14 protein-coding genes and 1 pseudogene are annotated in these 16123 nt (G+C 51.1%); 6 read left to right on the forward strand and 9 right to left on the reverse strand.

Features of this window, described 5'->3' with window-relative positions; all coding sequences use genetic code 11:
* Window positions 1-22: 22 nt before the first annotated feature.
* Window positions 23-2104, reverse strand: coding sequence for an APC family permease (locus HMPREF2554_RS07500; RefSeq protein WP_013398928.1), 2082 nt, complete (start codon window positions 2102-2104; stop codon window positions 23-25).
* A gap of 97 nt (window positions 2105-2201) precedes the next feature.
* On the opposite strand from HMPREF2554_RS07500, the gene HMPREF2554_RS07505 reads away from it, so the two are divergent.
* Entirely contained in the window at window positions 2202-2969 is a 768-nt protein-coding gene (locus HMPREF2554_RS07505) for a potassium channel family protein (protein ID WP_048751600.1), read from the forward strand.
* Window positions 2970-2981: 12 nt separating this feature from the next.
* The gene (locus HMPREF2554_RS07510; RefSeq protein WP_004004494.1) at window positions 2982-3635 is read left to right on the forward strand and encodes a potassium channel family protein; all 654 of its coding nucleotides are present in this window, start codon (window positions 2982-2984) and stop codon (window positions 3633-3635) included.
* Window positions 3636-3751: 116 nt separating this feature from the next.
* Here HMPREF2554_RS07510 and HMPREF2554_RS07515 read toward each other — a convergent pair whose 3' ends face one another.
* The 5 genes from HMPREF2554_RS07515 to dut all read right to left on the reverse strand — a co-directional run bounded on the left by HMPREF2554_RS07515 (window position 3752) and on the right by dut (window position 8651).
* Window positions 3752-5857, reverse strand: a complete 2106-nt coding sequence (locus tag HMPREF2554_RS07515) for a hypothetical protein (protein ID WP_070554488.1) — start codon at window positions 5855-5857, stop codon at window positions 3752-3754.
* Between the two features lie 88 nt (window positions 5858-5945).
* Window positions 5946-6686 carry a DUF3159 domain-containing protein gene (locus tag HMPREF2554_RS07520; RefSeq protein WP_070554490.1) on the reverse strand — a complete coding sequence of 247 codons (741 nt, stop codon included), beginning with the start codon at window positions 6684-6686 and terminating at the stop codon, window positions 5946-5948.
* Window positions 6679-7233: an asparaginase gene (locus HMPREF2554_RS07525; RefSeq protein WP_070554493.1), complete on the reverse strand. Its 555-nt coding sequence runs from the start codon at window positions 7231-7233 to the stop codon at window positions 6679-6681. Before HMPREF2554_RS07525 ends, HMPREF2554_RS07520 begins: the two co-directional genes overlap by 8 nt.
* Window positions 7233-8096, reverse strand: a complete 864-nt coding sequence (locus HMPREF2554_RS07530; protein WP_070554495.1) for a DUF3710 domain-containing protein — start codon at window positions 8094-8096, stop codon at window positions 7233-7235. The genes HMPREF2554_RS07525 and HMPREF2554_RS07530 overlap by 1 nt, the downstream gene beginning before the upstream one ends.
* A 108-nt stretch (window positions 8097-8204) precedes the next feature.
* Window positions 8205-8651 carry a dUTP diphosphatase gene (dut, locus tag HMPREF2554_RS07535; protein ID WP_238382320.1) on the reverse strand — a complete coding sequence of 149 codons (447 nt, stop codon included), beginning with the start codon at window positions 8649-8651 and terminating at the stop codon, window positions 8205-8207.
* A 209-nt stretch (window positions 8652-8860) separates the two neighbouring features.
* Here dut and HMPREF2554_RS07540 point away from each other — a divergent pair, with 209 nt between their 5' ends.
* Complete coding sequence (locus HMPREF2554_RS07540; protein WP_004004483.1) at window positions 8861-9310, forward strand: DUF3093 domain-containing protein; 450 nt, start codon at window positions 8861-8863, stop codon at window positions 9308-9310.
* Window positions 9311-9376: 66 nt separating this feature from the next.
* On the opposite strand, the gene HMPREF2554_RS07545 is transcribed toward HMPREF2554_RS07540, so the two are convergent.
* Window positions 9377-9676, reverse strand: coding sequence for a DUF4193 domain-containing protein (locus tag HMPREF2554_RS07545; RefSeq protein WP_004004482.1), 300 nt, complete (start codon window positions 9674-9676; stop codon window positions 9377-9379).
* 323 nt (window positions 9677-9999) lie between these two features.
* On the opposite strand from HMPREF2554_RS07545, the gene sepH reads away from it, so the two are divergent.
* Entirely contained in the window at window positions 10000-11091 is a 1092-nt protein-coding gene (sepH, locus tag HMPREF2554_RS07550) for a septation protein SepH (RefSeq protein WP_013398922.1), read from the forward strand.
* Window positions 11092-11150: 59 nt separating this feature from the next.
* Here the strand turns inward: sepH and HMPREF2554_RS07555 are convergent, their stop codons facing one another.
* Window positions 11151-12395 carry an alkaline phosphatase family protein gene (locus HMPREF2554_RS07555; protein ID WP_013398921.1) on the reverse strand — a complete coding sequence of 415 codons (1245 nt, stop codon included), beginning with the start codon at window positions 12393-12395 and terminating at the stop codon, window positions 11151-11153.
* Between the two features lies 1 nt (window position 12396).
* The gene (locus tag HMPREF2554_RS07560) at window positions 12397-12993 is read right to left on the reverse strand and encodes a DUF5998 family protein (RefSeq protein ID WP_013398920.1); all 597 of its coding nucleotides are present in this window, start codon (window positions 12991-12993) and stop codon (window positions 12397-12399) included.
* 213 nt (window positions 12994-13206) lie between these two features.
* Between HMPREF2554_RS07560 and HMPREF2554_RS07565 the strand changes: the two genes are divergently transcribed.
* Window positions 13207-15735 (forward strand): DNA gyrase/topoisomerase IV subunit A, encoded by a 2529-nt coding sequence (locus tag HMPREF2554_RS07565; RefSeq protein WP_013398919.1) that lies wholly within the window; start codon window positions 13207-13209, stop codon window positions 15733-15735.
* 151 nt (window positions 15736-15886) lie between these two features.
* Window positions 15887-16123 (forward strand): annotated as a pseudogene (locus HMPREF2554_RS07570) (tetratricopeptide repeat protein); the annotation flags it as partial.

Below are 16123 nucleotides of genomic sequence, written 5' to 3' on the forward strand. Positions count from 1 at the left end.
TCTCAAGGGTTCTCATGGAATATCACGTTTCTTTTGTGTGGGTTGAGCCCCGATACATCGTATCGTTTTTATGGGAATGAACAGAGGTATCAATGTCCTCGGTATCGATGGACGTTGCATTCTCATGAATGCTCCACGGAACAGTCACAAGAATAACATTAGGTTCTTGCTGTAAAACTTTCTTAAGCTGTTTGACAGTTCGTGGATGAATGAGGCGCTGCCACCAATGTTCCGGAACAAACTCTGGAATGTAAACAGCAATAACATCCCGCGATGTATTGTTCTGAATGCGGCGCACATAGTTATGTACGGCTTGGACGGTATCTCGGTAGGGTGAATCAATCACTGAGAGCCGCACAGGAATCCGCATGCGATCCCAGCGAGTCTTCACATCGTCAAGAGTGGTCTGGTCGTTATTAACGGTCAGAGCTTCCAGTGTTGAAGGGTGGGATGCGCGCGCATAGGCTAGGGCACGAAGCACGGGTTTGTTGAGGTCCTTCGTGTAAACAATGGCGTGCACCCGTGAAGGCAGCGAGGATAGATCGGCGGTTTCTAGATCTTCATATGGTATTTCTGCTGCTTTGATGACGGCATCGTAGTGTTTACGGGTTATCATCATACCCCCGAACAAGGTAGCGATTATAAGAAGCGAAAGCCAGGCACCTGCCATGAACTTAGTGACAACAACAGTAATGAGTACAGCGGCAGTCACGATAACCCCGATGATACTGACGGCTAGGTCACGGATCAGGTGTCGGCGCGAAGTAAATGCCAGTGTAATGCGCAGTTTTCGGATGCGGTAGCTCACTACCGATCCCTGAGTGAGCAGCATCGAGAGGAACATACCCACGAGATAGAGCTGAATGAGCGAGAAAATATCCGAGCCAAAAAGCAGCGTTAGACATGTTGCCATAATAGCCAGCAGGAGAACCCCGTTACGGTAGAGGCCCACAGAGTTGATGCTCCGTAGCTGAACTGGCAGATACCTGCGGTCAGCGAGAGCAGATGAACTCAACGGAAAACCGATAAAAGCTGTAAAAGATGCTATGGTCAGCACTGCAACTGTGGCAAAAACAAGCAGCTGAGGTATGAGCGGGGCACCATCATAGATAGCGAGTGCTATCTGATAGAGCGCGGGTTTCTGATGGAAGAATTCGCCTGGCGCGCGCCCCTCAATCAACAAATATTGTGTGGTGTCATGCACCATAGTAACGCCGGTAACTTGGGCTATGTAAAGTATGCTGACGAGAAGCACACCCGTTATGGTACCCATAATCATGAGGGTGAGGGCGGCATTATGTTTTTTGGGGCGCCGGAAGAAACGCACGGAGTTTGAGATCGTGGAAACTCCGGAGAGCGCAACGGCACCCGCTGAAAAAGACCGTGAGATCAAGAAGAAGAACGCTATGCCAATCAGCTGTGAATCGACGTTTTCGGGGAGTACCGAGTAGTTTGCCGATTCTGCTTTAGCAAGCACACCCATCCAGGATTTTATAATTCCAATGCACAGCGTAACGCCTAGGATCGCGAGGAAAATATAGAGCGGCCAGTGTGCTATCTTTCCCATGAGTTGTAGACCGCGCAGAGACACTACGGTCAAAATAATGATGAGCAGTATTGCGATGGCGCTGCGATGATCTTGTAATTCTGGGTAGAGTGCCACCAGGAATGTTGCCGCCGACGACATGGAAACGGCAACCGTAAGCACGAAATCAAGAAGTACCGAGGCCCCCAAAATAACGGCGGGTTTACTGCCCAACCGCCGGTGCACTAGTTCAAAGTCGCCTTCGGCAGCGACCTGATTAATGTTGTATCGGTAGGTGCCTACGATCATAAGACCTACGACGGCGACCGCTAACCCAACCCAAGGGGCATAGACAATGGCTGCGTTACCCGCAACGGCGAGCATCAGAATAATCTCGTCGGCGGCGTATGCGACAGATGAAATACCGTCAGAGCCGAAAAGGGGTAGGGCAAAACGCTTAGGCAGCGACATGGCCGCTACTTGACGCGAATCTACCGGCTTACCGGTGAAGGCGCTGCGAATTTTTTCCCAACGATATTTCACAGGTTTAAGGCTATCCGCCTGCGGGGTAAAGCTCAATTTTATTTGCCGCGTGTTTCGCAGGTCATCGGGCGTTTAGTGGTCTTACTCGGTACACTTAACAGGAAAACCGGTCGTCTGTTGAGGAGGAAAGCACATGCCCCATTTCGTCATTATGGGTTCTGGTCGTGTGGGAGTTATGCTTGCCCGTACTCTAGAGGCTTCGGGGCATACGGTAGCCGTTATCGATCAAGATGAACGAGCTTTCCAGCCCTTGCGTAAAGGGTTCAGCGGGCAGTTGGTGACCGGCGTCGGTTTTGATCAAGAAACGCTCAAACAGGCGGGTATTTCGGACGCGTACGCTTTTGCTGCTGTATCTTCGGGAGATAATTCAAATATTATTGCCGCCCGCGTGGCGCGTGAGACTTTCAAAGTAAAAAATGTTGTTGCCCGAGTCTACGACCCAAATCGTGCTGAATTCTTTCAGCGTCTAGGTATTCCCACGGTAGCCGCCGTGCGGTGGTCAACGGATCAGGTGCTTCGTCGTCTGCTACCGGAGCAGGCACTCAAGGGTGATTTTCGGGAGCCATCGGGCAGGCTCATGCTTACTGAAATTCCGCTGCATGAACAATGGGCAGGTCATGCACTCGTGGATATTGAGCGTGCTGCCGGGGTGCGCATCGCCTACATTACCCGATTCGGTGAAGGCATGCTTCCGCGCCCAGATACCGCCTATCAGCAGGGAGATACCGTACACATTATGATGCGCACGGACGATATTAACGAAGTCTCTCGGATTCTTTCGCGGTCGCCTCGTACTGATGAAGACGTCGAGTACAGTACCGATCCGCGGCTGGATTGGTTCCATGCGAAGCCGATAGACCCGGCGCAGCACCCCGGCGATCGCCGTCGCCCGAAAGCATAAGGAGCTTATAACATGAAGGTACTTATTGTTGGGGCCGGTTCCGTGGGGGCATCTATCGCTAAGGAGCTCAAGGCGAATGGGCACACGGTCACTATTATTGATTCCAAGCCTGAGATGAAAAAACGTACCGACCTGCCGGGAGTGCGCTGGCATATTGGTGACGCCTGTGAGCTATCTGTTTTGCGCCAGGTTCACCCGAATACCGCTGATGTGATTGTTGCCGCAACCGGTGATGACAAAGTTAATCTGATGGTATCTCTACTGTGCCGCAGCGAGTTTGGTGTACAACGCACGGTAGCGCGTGTGAATAATCCCCGGAATGAGTGGCTTTTCGATGATGCCTGGGGCGTGGATGTGGCAGTTTCCACTCCGCGTTTGATGACGGCTCTCGTGGAGGAAGCCGTCGAGGTGGGCGATGTGGTGCGTCTGCTTACGCTTCAGGCCGGCGGGGCGACGTTGGCGGCGTATACGGTACCGCTCGATCATCCTGTGATTGGCTACAGGATAGACCATGTGCAGTGGCCAACCGATACGGTACTCACCGCCATCTTGCGCGATGGTGTTCCGGTTGCGCCTTCCGCCGATGTTGTTATTGAGGGTGGCGACGAACTTTTCTTCATCACGACGCTTGACGGAGAAGACCAGATTCGGGCGCTCTTCGCCTAGGTTATCTCTCTGCCCCTCCTAGATCACCAACGAAAACGAGCTATTTCTCAGCTGAAACGCGCGAAATATAGACGCACGTTTAGCGTCTCTAATGATGGCTGAGGATTGTGTGAGGTCTAAAAGCTTCCGCCGTCTCCCCCGCCAAAGCCTCCGCCGCCACCGTCAAAACTTCCGCCGTCACCTCCGCTAAAGCTAATTCCAGAGTCCGAGGAGCTGTTGTCGGCAGGAGTAAAGCCGTCGCCGTACCAGGATCCCCACGAGTATTGCCAAGGATCGACATCCCAGCCGCTCGTTTCGGGAGTAGCACTGTTTGCATAGGTTCCGTGTGTAAGAACGTTCTGAACCGGGAACCAGTAGGTTCGGCCACTCCCGGTTTTCTCACTTTCTTTTTGGTCAAGTTCCTGCAGCTTCTTCAAAACAGCATTTACACTGAAAACACCAGCAGTTGTGGGAACGGCATAACGTTGAGCTTCAAGCACGAAATTTTGCGCGTCGAGGCGTCCTGAGAGTTCTGGGTATAAATATTTTCCGGTTTCTTGTGCCCATTCATGGGATGCCCGCACCAAACGGAGCGCTTCTTGGCGGTCTTCAAGAACTCGGGTAGTGCTCTCATGCTCAGTCTCTAAAAGATCTTGGATGCGTTGCAGCTGAGCATATTCCTTAATATCTTCTGGCTGTAGAGAGAGATAACCCAGAGGCGCATACATTCTAGTTTCAATGAGAAGACGTTCCGCAATTTTTTGAATTATAGAAATTAGAGTCTGTTCAAAAATATCTTTTATGTCTTGTGGCATAGGAATAGGAAAACCTTGATATATCCTCATAACCCACTCCAAAAAATGGTCTGCAACAGCATAAAATTCTTCGGACTCAAGAGACTTCGCATAGTTACTTATTTCTTGTATGCGACTATCAAAATATTTTTTGAAGAATCTATTTTCATGATTTTGTGCAAAATCAAAAAGATAATGCGCAAGATGAGAAGAACTTTCTTCAATATGTGCGGGAGCATCAACAGATTTTTCCCATTCCTTAAGAAATTCTTGAAGTTTAAAAAATAGAATCCAAAGAGCAACTTCTGCATCCTGCGCAATATATGCACTCTTGAATATTTTGATGCGTTGCTCGTCCGATACGTTGCGAGAAACTAACAACAGCTGTTTTTCCGCTTCAGTAAGATTATCATCAATATCGCTTAATAGATTATCAAGTGCAGCAGAATACATAATAATTGGTTCAACTATTGAACTCTTCTGTTGCCGTCCCTGCAGTAATACATCACTTAGCTGCGGAGCTAATGAAGCAACTTTAGTTTTAGCATTTTCAAAACATTCTCGGCGCAGCTCTAAGTCTTTGCTTATGTGAGAGCGCAGTACGGGAATTTTAATCTTATTTATAGGATCTTCAAGACGTTGGGCTTTACTCCGAATAAAGGCATAAGCATGCCTTATCGCTTCATCATCTGCTTTAATAGATTCATGTCCAGACTCCCAGTGGTTCTCAGCGTCATGTAAATAACGGTATGCCTGGGCCAAATGCCGATGGTTGCTATATGTTTCCACGGTGTCCTCATCAGAAAGATTCAAAATATCTTTATGCAACAGCATAATATAATTTACATAATCGACATAACCTGCCCAGAATACGTATTCTCTAACACGAGTTTTGCGCCCATCAATTTCTAGATTAAAATATTCTATAGACTCCTGTGAAATAGGTTTTTTATAGTTCAAATACCTCTGGCTTTCACTTTTAGCCTCCCCCAATGTTCGTATAAAAGCAAAAGAATCTCTAGGCTTCACCACCTGGGTATACAGATTTTCCGCACTATATTCTTGGCTAACAAGGAAATAAAGAGTATGGATAATCATGGTATCTAATATTAAAAGTGAGAAAAATGTATATATTGTAAATACCCAAATACTTTTATCATCGAATGAAATAGCTAAACCCATAAACATTAAGGGAAGATACCCCCAGGCTACAATCTCAAAAAATTTTGTCTTTGTAACTTCATACCTATAAGCACCTAATATCAACTCCCATAGTACATACCACAAAAATCGCGAAAGAATAACAGACACTGTAAAAATAACAGCACCAGATACGACATTTACTGGATTATCTCCACGTAATGTAATAAGAATTACTGCACACGCGCTAATAAAAAATGCAAAAATTAAAATAGATTTAGCATATAATGATTTTAAAATACTTATCATAACTTACTCCTTGGGTGGTTGGATAGACCAAGAGGCTACAAAGACGTCACTAAGCATACTTTAAGCATGCTTAGTGACGTAAAGAGTTTTATAAGGTTTCTGCCGGATCAGATACTCGCCACGCCAGCCAGATACCCGCCGCGTACAGAGGCAGCCCCATAACGATGCGCATAGCACCTAAGACTTCGGTAGCGTTCATATAGTAAAGCGGTATTTGGATCGCAAGTCGCAACAGCAAGACAGCCGCCATAATCCACGTTGCCAGCTTATAGGCTTTCAAACGTTCGGGTTTCTGCCGCCAGGTAAGCTGCTCTCCTCTGATATACCCGAAAATGAGTCCCGCCAGAGGCCAACCCACGATAATCGAAGCTACGAACGCAACACTGTAAATGCCGTTCGTCCAAAAACCCGGCAAATAGTAATCGGCAGCGTTCCCTGTGCGAAAAGCAGTGAAAGCACAAATTGCAACACCCACAATACCCGACACCGCAGGTATGAGTTTACTGCGCTGTATAAGGCGCAGCACGGTAAAAATACCTGCAGCTGCTACCGCGATAACTAAGGCCAAGTTTAAATCTTTGGTGACCGTGAAGAAGATAAGGAAGAGTAATGAAGGCAGAGAAGTTTCTACGAGTCCACGCCACCCGCCAATTGCATGGAGCACATCCACATGACCTGACTCTGTGCGGCGGATATTGCTTCCCAAAGAAGCGCCCAGGCTCTTACCTAATGACTCTTGCCCCGATATCGAGTTTGTCTCTGCACTCTGGGCACCGTCAGAGGCATACTGGTTATTCAAATGCTGAGGGTCATGTGGAGTATTAACCACGTCGAGGATCCTTTTCTAAGAAGTATTGGGGAACAATCTCGTATCGAGGGTTGTACATCACGGGCGGGTACGTGTGCGTTGAGATAACCCCAGAGCATCGCAGCAGGCACCCCGCCAGTAAACCAGGAACTACACGCTGCCCGTGCCAAATAAGGGTTACTCTTTCTCCCACTGAAAACGGCGGACGTGAGGGGAACCGCACTTCTAAGCTCTCCGTCATGGGGGTCTTCCCCAGAACTGATTGTTGGTCTCCATCAGAAATAACGGTCTCAGCATTCTGCGAGTCTTCCTGCTCATCGTCAAAGTCTTCACCAGGAGGCTCAACAATGGGCATACCAATCAGAGCTAGAGGACTGGCCCATTGAAGCGGTTTTGATTTCGCCACGATAAGTTCTGCTTGGTAGAGCGGTTTATCGTGAACAGCAGGGATCCACACCTGATCGATACGGCCAGCTAGGCGAACACGAAAACGTTCGGGGTACTCCGCCTCAACTTGAGAAGAAGTCCCCGAACCGGGTGCAGCGTGGCTGTTATCTATGCGCGGCATTACCCAATCTCTGTAATCTCGGGTCCGCGACGAGGCATTGGGCGTAGTTCGCGTTTATCCTCGTTCTTCTTTTTCTTCGTTTCAGTCTCTCGACTACTCTCCTGCTCCTCAGGTTCCTGCTCTTCATCACCTGAGTCGTCTAAGGTATATATCTGTTCCGGCATCGTCATGGGTAATAGCTCACGTGGCGGGCGGGGGTCGTCGCCACGATTGACAATAGCGGTACGGAAGACCTCTTCAATCGCTTCAGCAGCTTCTTCATTGCCTAGAACAGCCTCGCCAGAGATAACACCGCGTAAGAACCATCGAGGGCCATCGACGCCAACGAATCGTGCGATGCGCTCCCCTCGTTTCCCGTCCTCAGTTGTAGCGGGAAGGCGGGTTAGCATCTCGGCGCCGAACTCGCCCGTATACATTTCGGCGGTTCCACCCTGCGATGCCACAGACTCGGCAAGATCATGCCGAATATCATCCCATATGCCAGTACTACGAGGCGCTGCGAACGCCTGAATCTGGAGGGTTCCACCAGCACGAATACAGGTTGCGGCAATTACAGCTCCCGTACCTTCGTCCATCTCAAGACGCAGATTTAGGCCGTCAAGCATCTTAATATATAGAGCACCAAGGTCGATGTATTCTTCGGTATCATCAACCTCACCAATATCGTGGGGGCCTTCAGAACGGTCGTAGATAACTACCTCGGGCTCTTCATCATCACGATCGACCTTGTTAAGGCTGGACTTAGACTTAGCTTTGGTTAGCTCAGCATCTTCTTTCTTGGAGTCTTTAGAAGTAACCTTAGTAGTTTTCTCTTCTGCTTTCTTACGCTCATCGTCAGAGCTTTTCTTGCCAAAACCAAACACTGAATATCCCTTACTGGTAGATGTTAGTGCGTCTCATATTGTATGCAGATATTGTATATTTCTTTGTGCGATTAAAGTCTATTATCTGCCGAATTACGCGGTAAAAGATTATTTCAAGCCGCTTGAGCCAAATCCCTGAGATCCTCGTTCGGTTTCGTCAAGGTTCTCTACCACCACAAAATTAGCGTGTTCATAACGCTGAATGACAAGCTGGGCAATACGATCACCACGCTTGATTTGGAAAGACTTTGCACGATCCGTATTCAATAACGTCACCATAAGTTCACCGCGATACCCAGAATCGACAGTTCCCGGTGCGTTAACAATTGTGATTCCGTGTTTAGTAGCAAGCCCCGAACGCGGATGCACCAACCCTACATATCCTTCGGGAAGAGCAATAGCAATACCGGTAGGTACAAGTGCTCTCTCTCCAGGCGCCAGTGCAAAATCTACTCGTGAACGCAGGTCTGCGCCCGCATCACCAGGATTGGTGTAAGACGGTGCTGGGAGCTCTGCATCAAGCATTTTAATCTGGACATCAATGGGATTAATCATGTCTTTCACTCTACCGAACATACAGGGGCTACGTCATCTCTGTCCCTTTAGCGTACAGGAGTTTCACATAAGTACTGCACGGTGCTGGAGTGCGCAGAAAATAACCTCAGTTAGAATGTTGAATATGATTTTCTGCCCAGATGGTGCACACACTCTTTTTCTAGACGCCATCTGAACAGGTACCCAACAAGCTTAGAAGGACTATTACGATGGCTTCTTCGTCACCTCATACGCTCTATTATGAGCGTCTTTCTCCTGGACCTGGCATGTGGTTTCTCACGCTGTGTGCCGGAGGTGCATCTTATCTGGTGGGCGCTCCTATTGGTATTCCGGTGGGTATTATTGCTGCTGTCGTTGTTACGCTTCTTCTCGGGTGGATTTTATACTTCTCCGCGCCCACTATCGAAATATCGCAGGATTGGGTTCGTGTGGGGCGAGCAAGTATTGAGCGTGCTTATGTGGGTGAAACACACGCATTTCGTGGCGAACAGGCCCGTATTGCGGCTGGTCCCGACCTTGATGGGCGCGCATATATGTGTTTTCGCGGGTGGATAACACCGAAAATCCGCCTCGATATTACCGACCCTGCCGATCCAACCCCCTACTGGATTGCCTCAACTCGTAATCCCGAAAAAATAGCCGAGATTCTAAACGGCTAGTTTTCTTTGCAGCTAAAAGGGCGGTCTCCCTAAGGAAACCGCCCTTGAGTCGTATGGTTTAGCTTCTTATCCTTCGCATTCTACGCAGTACAACAGACCGTCTTCTTCACGCGCAATCTGCGAGCGGTGACGAACCAGGAAGCAGGATGCGCAGGTGAATTCGTCTTCCTGTGCGGGCAGAACCACTACGTTGAGCTCTTCATTGGAGAGATCTGCACCGGGCAGCTCAAAACTTTCTGCCGCAGTATTCTCATCCTCATCCACCGCCCCGGACTGCATCTCCGAACGGTGCGCGTTCAGCTCTTCGTAGGATTCTTCGTTCTGTTCGTCATCCTGCTTGCGGGGTGCATCGTAATCAGTTGCCAAACTATCACGCTCCGTCGTTTTTGGTGGGCTGAAATCCTACCGCCCACGGTGGTCTAAATAGGTAGTACCCCATCACATATCGGCGTGTTATGCGACGGCGGCATGCAGGTATTGTTCACTATTGATACCCATTTTGTCTAATCGGGACGCAGTTAGTGAACTTTTAGCCGTCATAAAGGCCTCTTGGAAGATATCAATTTAGGATTTTTTCACGATGTTTTGGGGGTTTTACTACCGTTTTTTACGGCTCTCACGGTACCCTTGGTAGGTAACTTTATGTTTTTAAACCGGCATAACGGCATGGTTGTGGTGTTGCCCCACCCATGAATTTGGAGGTTCTTATGCTTGAATTGCGTCTGATTGGCGTACATGATGACGGTGAAAATCTGGTGCTTGAGTCTGCTGACGGCACTAGGTTTCTCCTTCCAATTGACGCGAATCTGCGCACAAGCATCACTAAGGCACGACGCATCCAGCCGCTTCGCGGGCGAGGTACTAAGGGGTCTTTCGGTCCGCGTGATATTCAAACTCGCTTCCGACAGGGTGCAAGCGTAGAAGAAATTGCTGAAGAATCCGGTTGGGAACCGGAACGCGTGCGCAGGTACGAGTGGCCTATCGTGGCGGAGCGCTCGCACATTATTCGCGCCGCTCAAAACGTGAAAGTGGGACGGCGTGATTCAGCCTCTGGCATAGGGCAAATTCCTGTCACCCTTGCGGCTCGTATCGCCGAGATTGCGCACCAGCACGGTTTTGAGGATGCCACCCAGGATTGGGAAACTCGGCAGAAAGAAAACGGGCAGTGGCGAGTCGAAGCCGACTTTGCGCTCTCCGATGAGGCACGCTCCCACCTGCCTGAAAAGGTACGGTTCCCCGCTCGTTGGACTTACAACCCGGCTAATCAAGGGCTGTACGCATCAAATGAGGCAGCATACTTCCTGATGGGAAGCCCGGCTGCGGTGGCAGCTGCGGCTAAGAAAACTTCTTTGGATGGCGAAGATGAAGAGCACGAAGAACATCCTGAGGCAACCGCCCCGGTGCAGCAGCGGCTTGTGACTACTCATACGACTCCGGTACACGTTAATGCGCCTACCTCTTCTTTGAAGGGCGAAAGCCGTGACGAACGTAAACTCAATGAGCTTCTCGAACGCGCCCGCTCGGTACGCCCGGTTACTCCCGTGGTGGAAGAGCCGGAAGTGTATGAGCCTGAGCCGGATACCCCGCAGTCAGTTGAACCCGTTGATGAGCATGACAACGACGACTCTGTGGCTTCAAAGCCCGAGCATGCTCATCACACTCCGGAGCCCAAGGGCGAGCATCACCAAAACAATCGTGATGGGAACAAGACCAGTTCTTCGAAGAAGCAGCGCCGAAGCATTCCTGCATGGGATGATATCCTTTTCGGCGGGCGTAAATAGTAGTAATTTCTTACTAGGATTCCTGAAGATACAGACAATTTAGCCTGTCGTCCTTGACGTTAGGAGGTCGGCAGATACCGCAGAGGAATAAGACGCTCCGCATCGGTCAGCGAGCCATGCTGCCCCACCATGGCAAGGGCGCGTTCCTTCTGGCGGCGCATATCGTAGAGCGCATAATTATCACGAGCGCAAACGATCAGATCGCCAATTCGTTCTCGCGCTGCATCACGAATTACCGTGCCGTAGTAGCCCCGCTCATACAGGTCATGCGAGTCTAGCACCCAAGCGTGCTCGCCCCAGTGCCGAACCCAACATTGTGCGCTCTGGCGACGGGCATCCGGTGAAGTATCGTGCAGATAGAGCTGTACTACTCGCGGTTCCCCCGCCGTCATAGCAACATTTTCCAGAAGTTCTTTGGTCGCCGAATAGTCGATGCGGTTTTCCTGCGGAACATTTACCATGCCGTGATCGGCCGTGAGGAAAATACCAGCCCACGCCGGGGAACGTTCGGCAAGGCGACGCAATGCCAGATTAAGTTCTTCAAGTTGTTCAAGCCATTCGTCACTTCCCGCACCGTAGCGATGCCCCGCTTGGTCAAGCTCTCCCCAGTAAAGGTATATCAAGGTCGGTGTGCGCGAGGCCAGAAGTTCGCAGGCATAAGTGATACGAGCGTTATAGTCGGCTGCGCCCACAAACTCGCCACCGCGCAAGTTTGCTTCGGTGAGCCCGCTCCCCCGGTATTTCTCCAGTGAAATCGTCACCACGCGCCTATCGGTACAGTACCGCTCGAAAACGGTGGGCAGGGGTTGCCAGGCGTGCGGATCAACGTTCTTATCCCACCCCGAAAGATGGTTCATCACGGTATTCGTCGTGGGGTTGCGAACCTCGTAGCCAGCAATCCCATGAGCCCCCGGCGCGGAGGCGGTGCCCAACGAGCCTAGCGAAGCTGCAGTCGTGGTGGGGAATGCAGCATCCAATGCCCCTAAAGAGACTGTTTTTTTTAGATAAGGCGCATAAGATCCGTAGCTTTGCAGCAGTTGTTCTCCCAGACCATCGACCATGATCAGGCAGATATTACGGAATCCGTTTGGGTCAGCCCCAACTTCAGTTAGTCGTTGTGCCAGGTTGAGCGGGTCTGCGTCCAGGCTGAAACCTGGTTCATCATCCAACGGATGCTGAGCACGCGGTAAGCTTCTCTGCGCTACCAATGATGCTGCCGATTCGAAAACATCTGCCACGCTGTTACTTCCATAGGCGGGTGGCGGGGGCACCGGGTTTCCAGCGTAATCGAGGTATTCAGACATATCAGCGGCTTTCGCTTACCTGAATATGTGCGCGGTGTAGGGCGCGGGCGAACTGCTGCGCTTGAAGGATAGCTTCGGGACCGTCCGCTGTTGCCGAGACGCGCAATGCTAAATCTTCTCGGCTGGCGTCACCACTATACCCGTGATCTGCGGTGCAGTGCGGATCGGGGCAGGTAGCGGGTGCCAGTTCCAGGTGCAGCGAACCCGTCCATGCTATCTGCATCGAAAGTTCGGTGGGGACCGTTCCGGGCTTATATGCCTGCGGATTATCGTACCCGTAACTAATAGTGACGGCGCGCAAAGAACTCAGCTTAACCGCTTCAACGCCCACATGCGCTACGGTCTGCTGCCCTTCTTCTTCAAGATGTTGGTCGTCTAAATGGGCCAGAATCAACAAAGATCCACTAACAACTAAAACCGTGATATGGCGATGCAAATTATTATGGCTGAAATGCGTTTCAACCTGCACAAAATGGGATTCTGGTTCTAAACCGGCAAGGGCTTCATCAACAATGTCACGCACTAGATCTGGGTAGAAACCTGCACGCTCGATATCGGCCGTGAGCTTTTCCCGCGGATCATATGCGGTCGCTGTCATGAAGACTCCTTAGGGTCATAGGTAATAAGGCAGATTCGTGTGCGCATGTGTAGTGCCGTTGTCAGACACCGTAGTTTATACCTTAGTGCTTTACATGCCGCCTGTGCTACTTTGACGGGCATTTGGGCGGATTTTTCTGCGCTACCTGTAGAATAGAATTACGAATACGCCCACCCCACATTGGGTGCATTATTGTGCGCCTCAAGGAGAGAAATGGCACGCCGCAGCAAGTCCGCCGTTGAAGATTACCCGGTTGATATTGTCGAAAATATTGTCGATATTGATGTCTCTGCCGAGATGGAATCCAGCTTTTTGGAGTACTCCTACTCGGTTATTTATTCGCGTGCTCTGCCGGATGCGCGTGACGGGCTGAAACCGGTGCAGCGGCGCATCCTCTACATGATGCAGCAGATGGGGCTGCGCCCGGATAAGGGGCATGTGAAGAGCGCCCGCGTGACCGGCGAGGTCATGGGTAAGCTGCACCCGCACGGTGATGCCGCTATTTACGATGCGATGGTGCGTTTGGCGCAGTCTTTTGCGATGCGCCTGCCATTGGTGGATGGGCACGGTAACTTTGGTTCGCTAGACGACGGCCCGGCGGCTGCCCGCTATACGGAGGCACGCATGGCTCCCGCAGCGACGGCGCTGACTGCGGATCTTGACGAAGACGTTGTTGATTTTGTGCCGAACTACGATAACCAGTTCATGCAGCCGGGCGTGCTGCCAGCAGCGTTCCCTAACCTATTGGTCAATGGTACAACCGGCATCGCGGTGGGTATGGCAACGAACATGGCTCCGCATAACCTGCGCGAGGTTATTGCGGGTACGCGACATTTGATTGCGCATCCTGATGCCACGCTCAAAGAGATTATGAAGTTCATTCCCGGCCCCGATCTGCCCAGCGGCGGCACGATTGTCGGATTGAGCGGCATTAAGGATGCCTACGAAAGCGGGCGCGGCACATTCAAGACCCGTGCCAAGGTCTCTATTGAGCAGGTGACCCCCCGTAAACAGGGCATTGTGGTGACTGAACTGCCGTATATGGTGGGCCCCGAAAAGGTTATTGAAAAGATCAAGGACGGCGTTAACGCCAAGAAACTGACCGGTATTTCTGATGTGGTCGATTTGACCGACCGCAAACACGGGCTGCGCCTTGTTATTGAAATTAAGAACGGTTTTAATCCGCAGGCTGTGCTGGCCTCGCTGTATAAGCACACGCCGTTGGAGGATTCTTTCGGCATTAATAATGTGGCGCTGGTGAATGGTCAACCGCAGACCTTGGGACTGCTTGATCTTCTGCGGGTGTATATTGATCATCGTCTGTCGGTGGTGCGCCGCCGCACCGAATTCCGTCTGGGTAAGCATAAGGACCGTCTGCATTTGGTGGATGGTCTGTTGATTGCCATTGTCGATATTGACGAAGTTATTGAGATTATTCGGTCTTCGGATGAAACCGCGCAGGCTCGTGAGAAGTTGATGGCGGTCTTCGATCTGACGGAGGTTCAGGCGAACTATATTCTTGAGTTGCGTCTGCGCCAGCTTACAAAGTATTCCCGCATTGAGCTTGAGGCTGAGCGTGATAAGTTACGCCAGGAGATCGCTGAGCTGGAACGTATTTTGGGTTCCGATTCTGCGCTGCGTGAGCTGGTATCTGACGAGCTTGCCGAGGTTGCCGAGAAGTACGGTAACGATCGCCGTACCGTTTTGAAGACGAAAGACGATATGCAGTCTGCGATTGAGGCTGTCTCAAACGGGGCCTCAAAGGCGAAGAAGAGCCTCGGGTTGGCGCTTGAAATTGCCGATGAGCCCTGTTGGGTGCTGCTGACAGCTTCCGGCATACTGGGGCGCACGGTGGGTAAACCAATGCGTGAGGCTCTAGTTGATCCGGGCAAACGCATTAAACATGACGTCTTCACCTCTATTGTTCCCACGACGGCGCGGGGCGAGATTGGTGCGGTGACCTCTACAGGTCGCATGGTGCGCCTTTCGGTCATGGATTTGGTGGTGTTCGATGATTCTTCGGGAACTCCTGTATTGACTACGGGCGTCAAAGCTACCGAGGTTGTTGCCTTGGCAAAGGGTGAGAAGCTGGTGGGGCTTGTGCCGTTGAATGAGGTACTTGCGCTGGCAACGGCGAACGGCGTGATTAAGCGCGTGAACCCGGAGTATCCGCTGAACCAGACGGAGTGGGACGTTATCAAGCTCAAGCCGAAGGATACGGTCATTGCCGCAACCGTGTGCTCTTCCGACGATAATGCCCTAACGTTAGTCACCCAGGAGGCGAAACTTCTGACCTTCGATGCGGCTAAGGTTCGTCCACAAGGCCGCGCGGGCGGCGGTATCGCCGGTATTAAGCTGGGCGCGCAGGATGCGGTAATTGCACTCGGCGTGACCGCCCCGGGTTCTGCCGCCGAAGTTGTGACCGTTACGAACGGGCAGGACGGTATGGCGAGTGCGAAGGTCACTCCCCTAGCGGAGTACCCGCAGAAAGGCCGCGCGACTGGTGGCGTGCGGGCGCATCGTTTCTTAACGGGAGAGTCGAAGCTGGCACTGGCGTGGGTTGGCGTTGGCCCCGCAAAGGCTGGCACGCCGGGCGGTGTGGCGCGTTCCCTGCCGACCGAGCACGGTTCACGTGACGGCTCAGGTGTGCCCCTTACCCAGGCGATCGGCGCGGTAGGCCCTAACTATGCGGCTATCACTGAGCAAGCAAAAATGGCGTCTGACGGGGAAAAGTTGTTCTAGCTTTGTGCTGACATGCCACTATTGTTATTTTTTATTCTTTTGTGGGGAATAATGCAGTGTTACCTCTGCATAAGAGGCAACACTGCTACCTTTAAAAGTGAGATTTTAGGTAACACATAAGTTTTATCTCACTAACCCCGAGGAGAAAAACGTGGCAACACCGGATAAGCCTCTAGAACAGATGACTGCACAAGAACGGTTTGAACTTGGAAGAAGCCGCTACAATGAGGGTAAAATTTCTGAGGCTATCGAAGTATGGTCAAACATCACCCGTGATGACAACCCCAAAGCCTACGCATGGGCACAGCTCAACCTTGGGCTTGCCTATGAAAGCCCAGGCGAGTTGGATCAGGTCATCGCAGCCTGGTCAAAGGTTCGCCACAGCGAC

Origin of the sequence: Rothia sp. HMSC071F11 (genome assembly GCF_001809115.1) — a bacterium.
Taxonomy (GTDB): domain Bacteria; phylum Actinomycetota; class Actinomycetes; order Actinomycetales; family Micrococcaceae; genus Rothia; species Rothia dentocariosa.

Bases quoted from the DNA above. Each gene is read 5' to 3' on its own strand.
- HMPREF2554_RS07505 (WP_048751600.1), top strand. From the start codon at position 2,202: ATGCCCCATTTCGTCATTATGGGTTCTGGTCGTGTGGGAGTTATGCTT.
- HMPREF2554_RS07510 (WP_004004494.1), top strand. From the start codon at position 2,982: ATGAAGGTACTTATTGTTGGGGCCGGTTCCGTGGGGGCATCTATCGCT.
- HMPREF2554_RS07515 (WP_070554488.1), bottom strand. From the start codon at position 5,857: ATGATAAGTATTTTAAAATCATTATATGCTAAATCTATTTTAATTTTT.
- HMPREF2554_RS07525 (WP_070554493.1), bottom strand. From the start codon at position 7,233: ATGCCGCGCATAGATAACAGCCACGCTGCACCCGGTTCGGGGACTTCT.
- dut (WP_238382320.1), bottom strand. From the start codon at position 8,651: ATGATTAATCCCATTGATGTCCAGATTAAAATGCTTGATGCAGAGCTC.
- HMPREF2554_RS07540 (WP_004004483.1), top strand. From the start codon at position 8,861: ATGGCTTCTTCGTCACCTCATACGCTCTATTATGAGCGTCTTTCTCCT.
- sepH (WP_013398922.1), top strand. From the start codon at position 10,000: ATGAATTTGGAGGTTCTTATGCTTGAATTGCGTCTGATTGGCGTACAT.
- HMPREF2554_RS07555 (WP_013398921.1), bottom strand. From the start codon at position 12,395: ATGTCTGAATACCTCGATTACGCTGGAAACCCGGTGCCCCCGCCACCC.
- HMPREF2554_RS07560 (WP_013398920.1), bottom strand. From the start codon at position 12,993: ATGACAGCGACCGCATATGATCCGCGGGAAAAGCTCACGGCCGATATC.
- HMPREF2554_RS07565 (WP_013398919.1), top strand. From the start codon at position 13,207: ATGGCACGCCGCAGCAAGTCCGCCGTTGAAGATTACCCGGTTGATATT.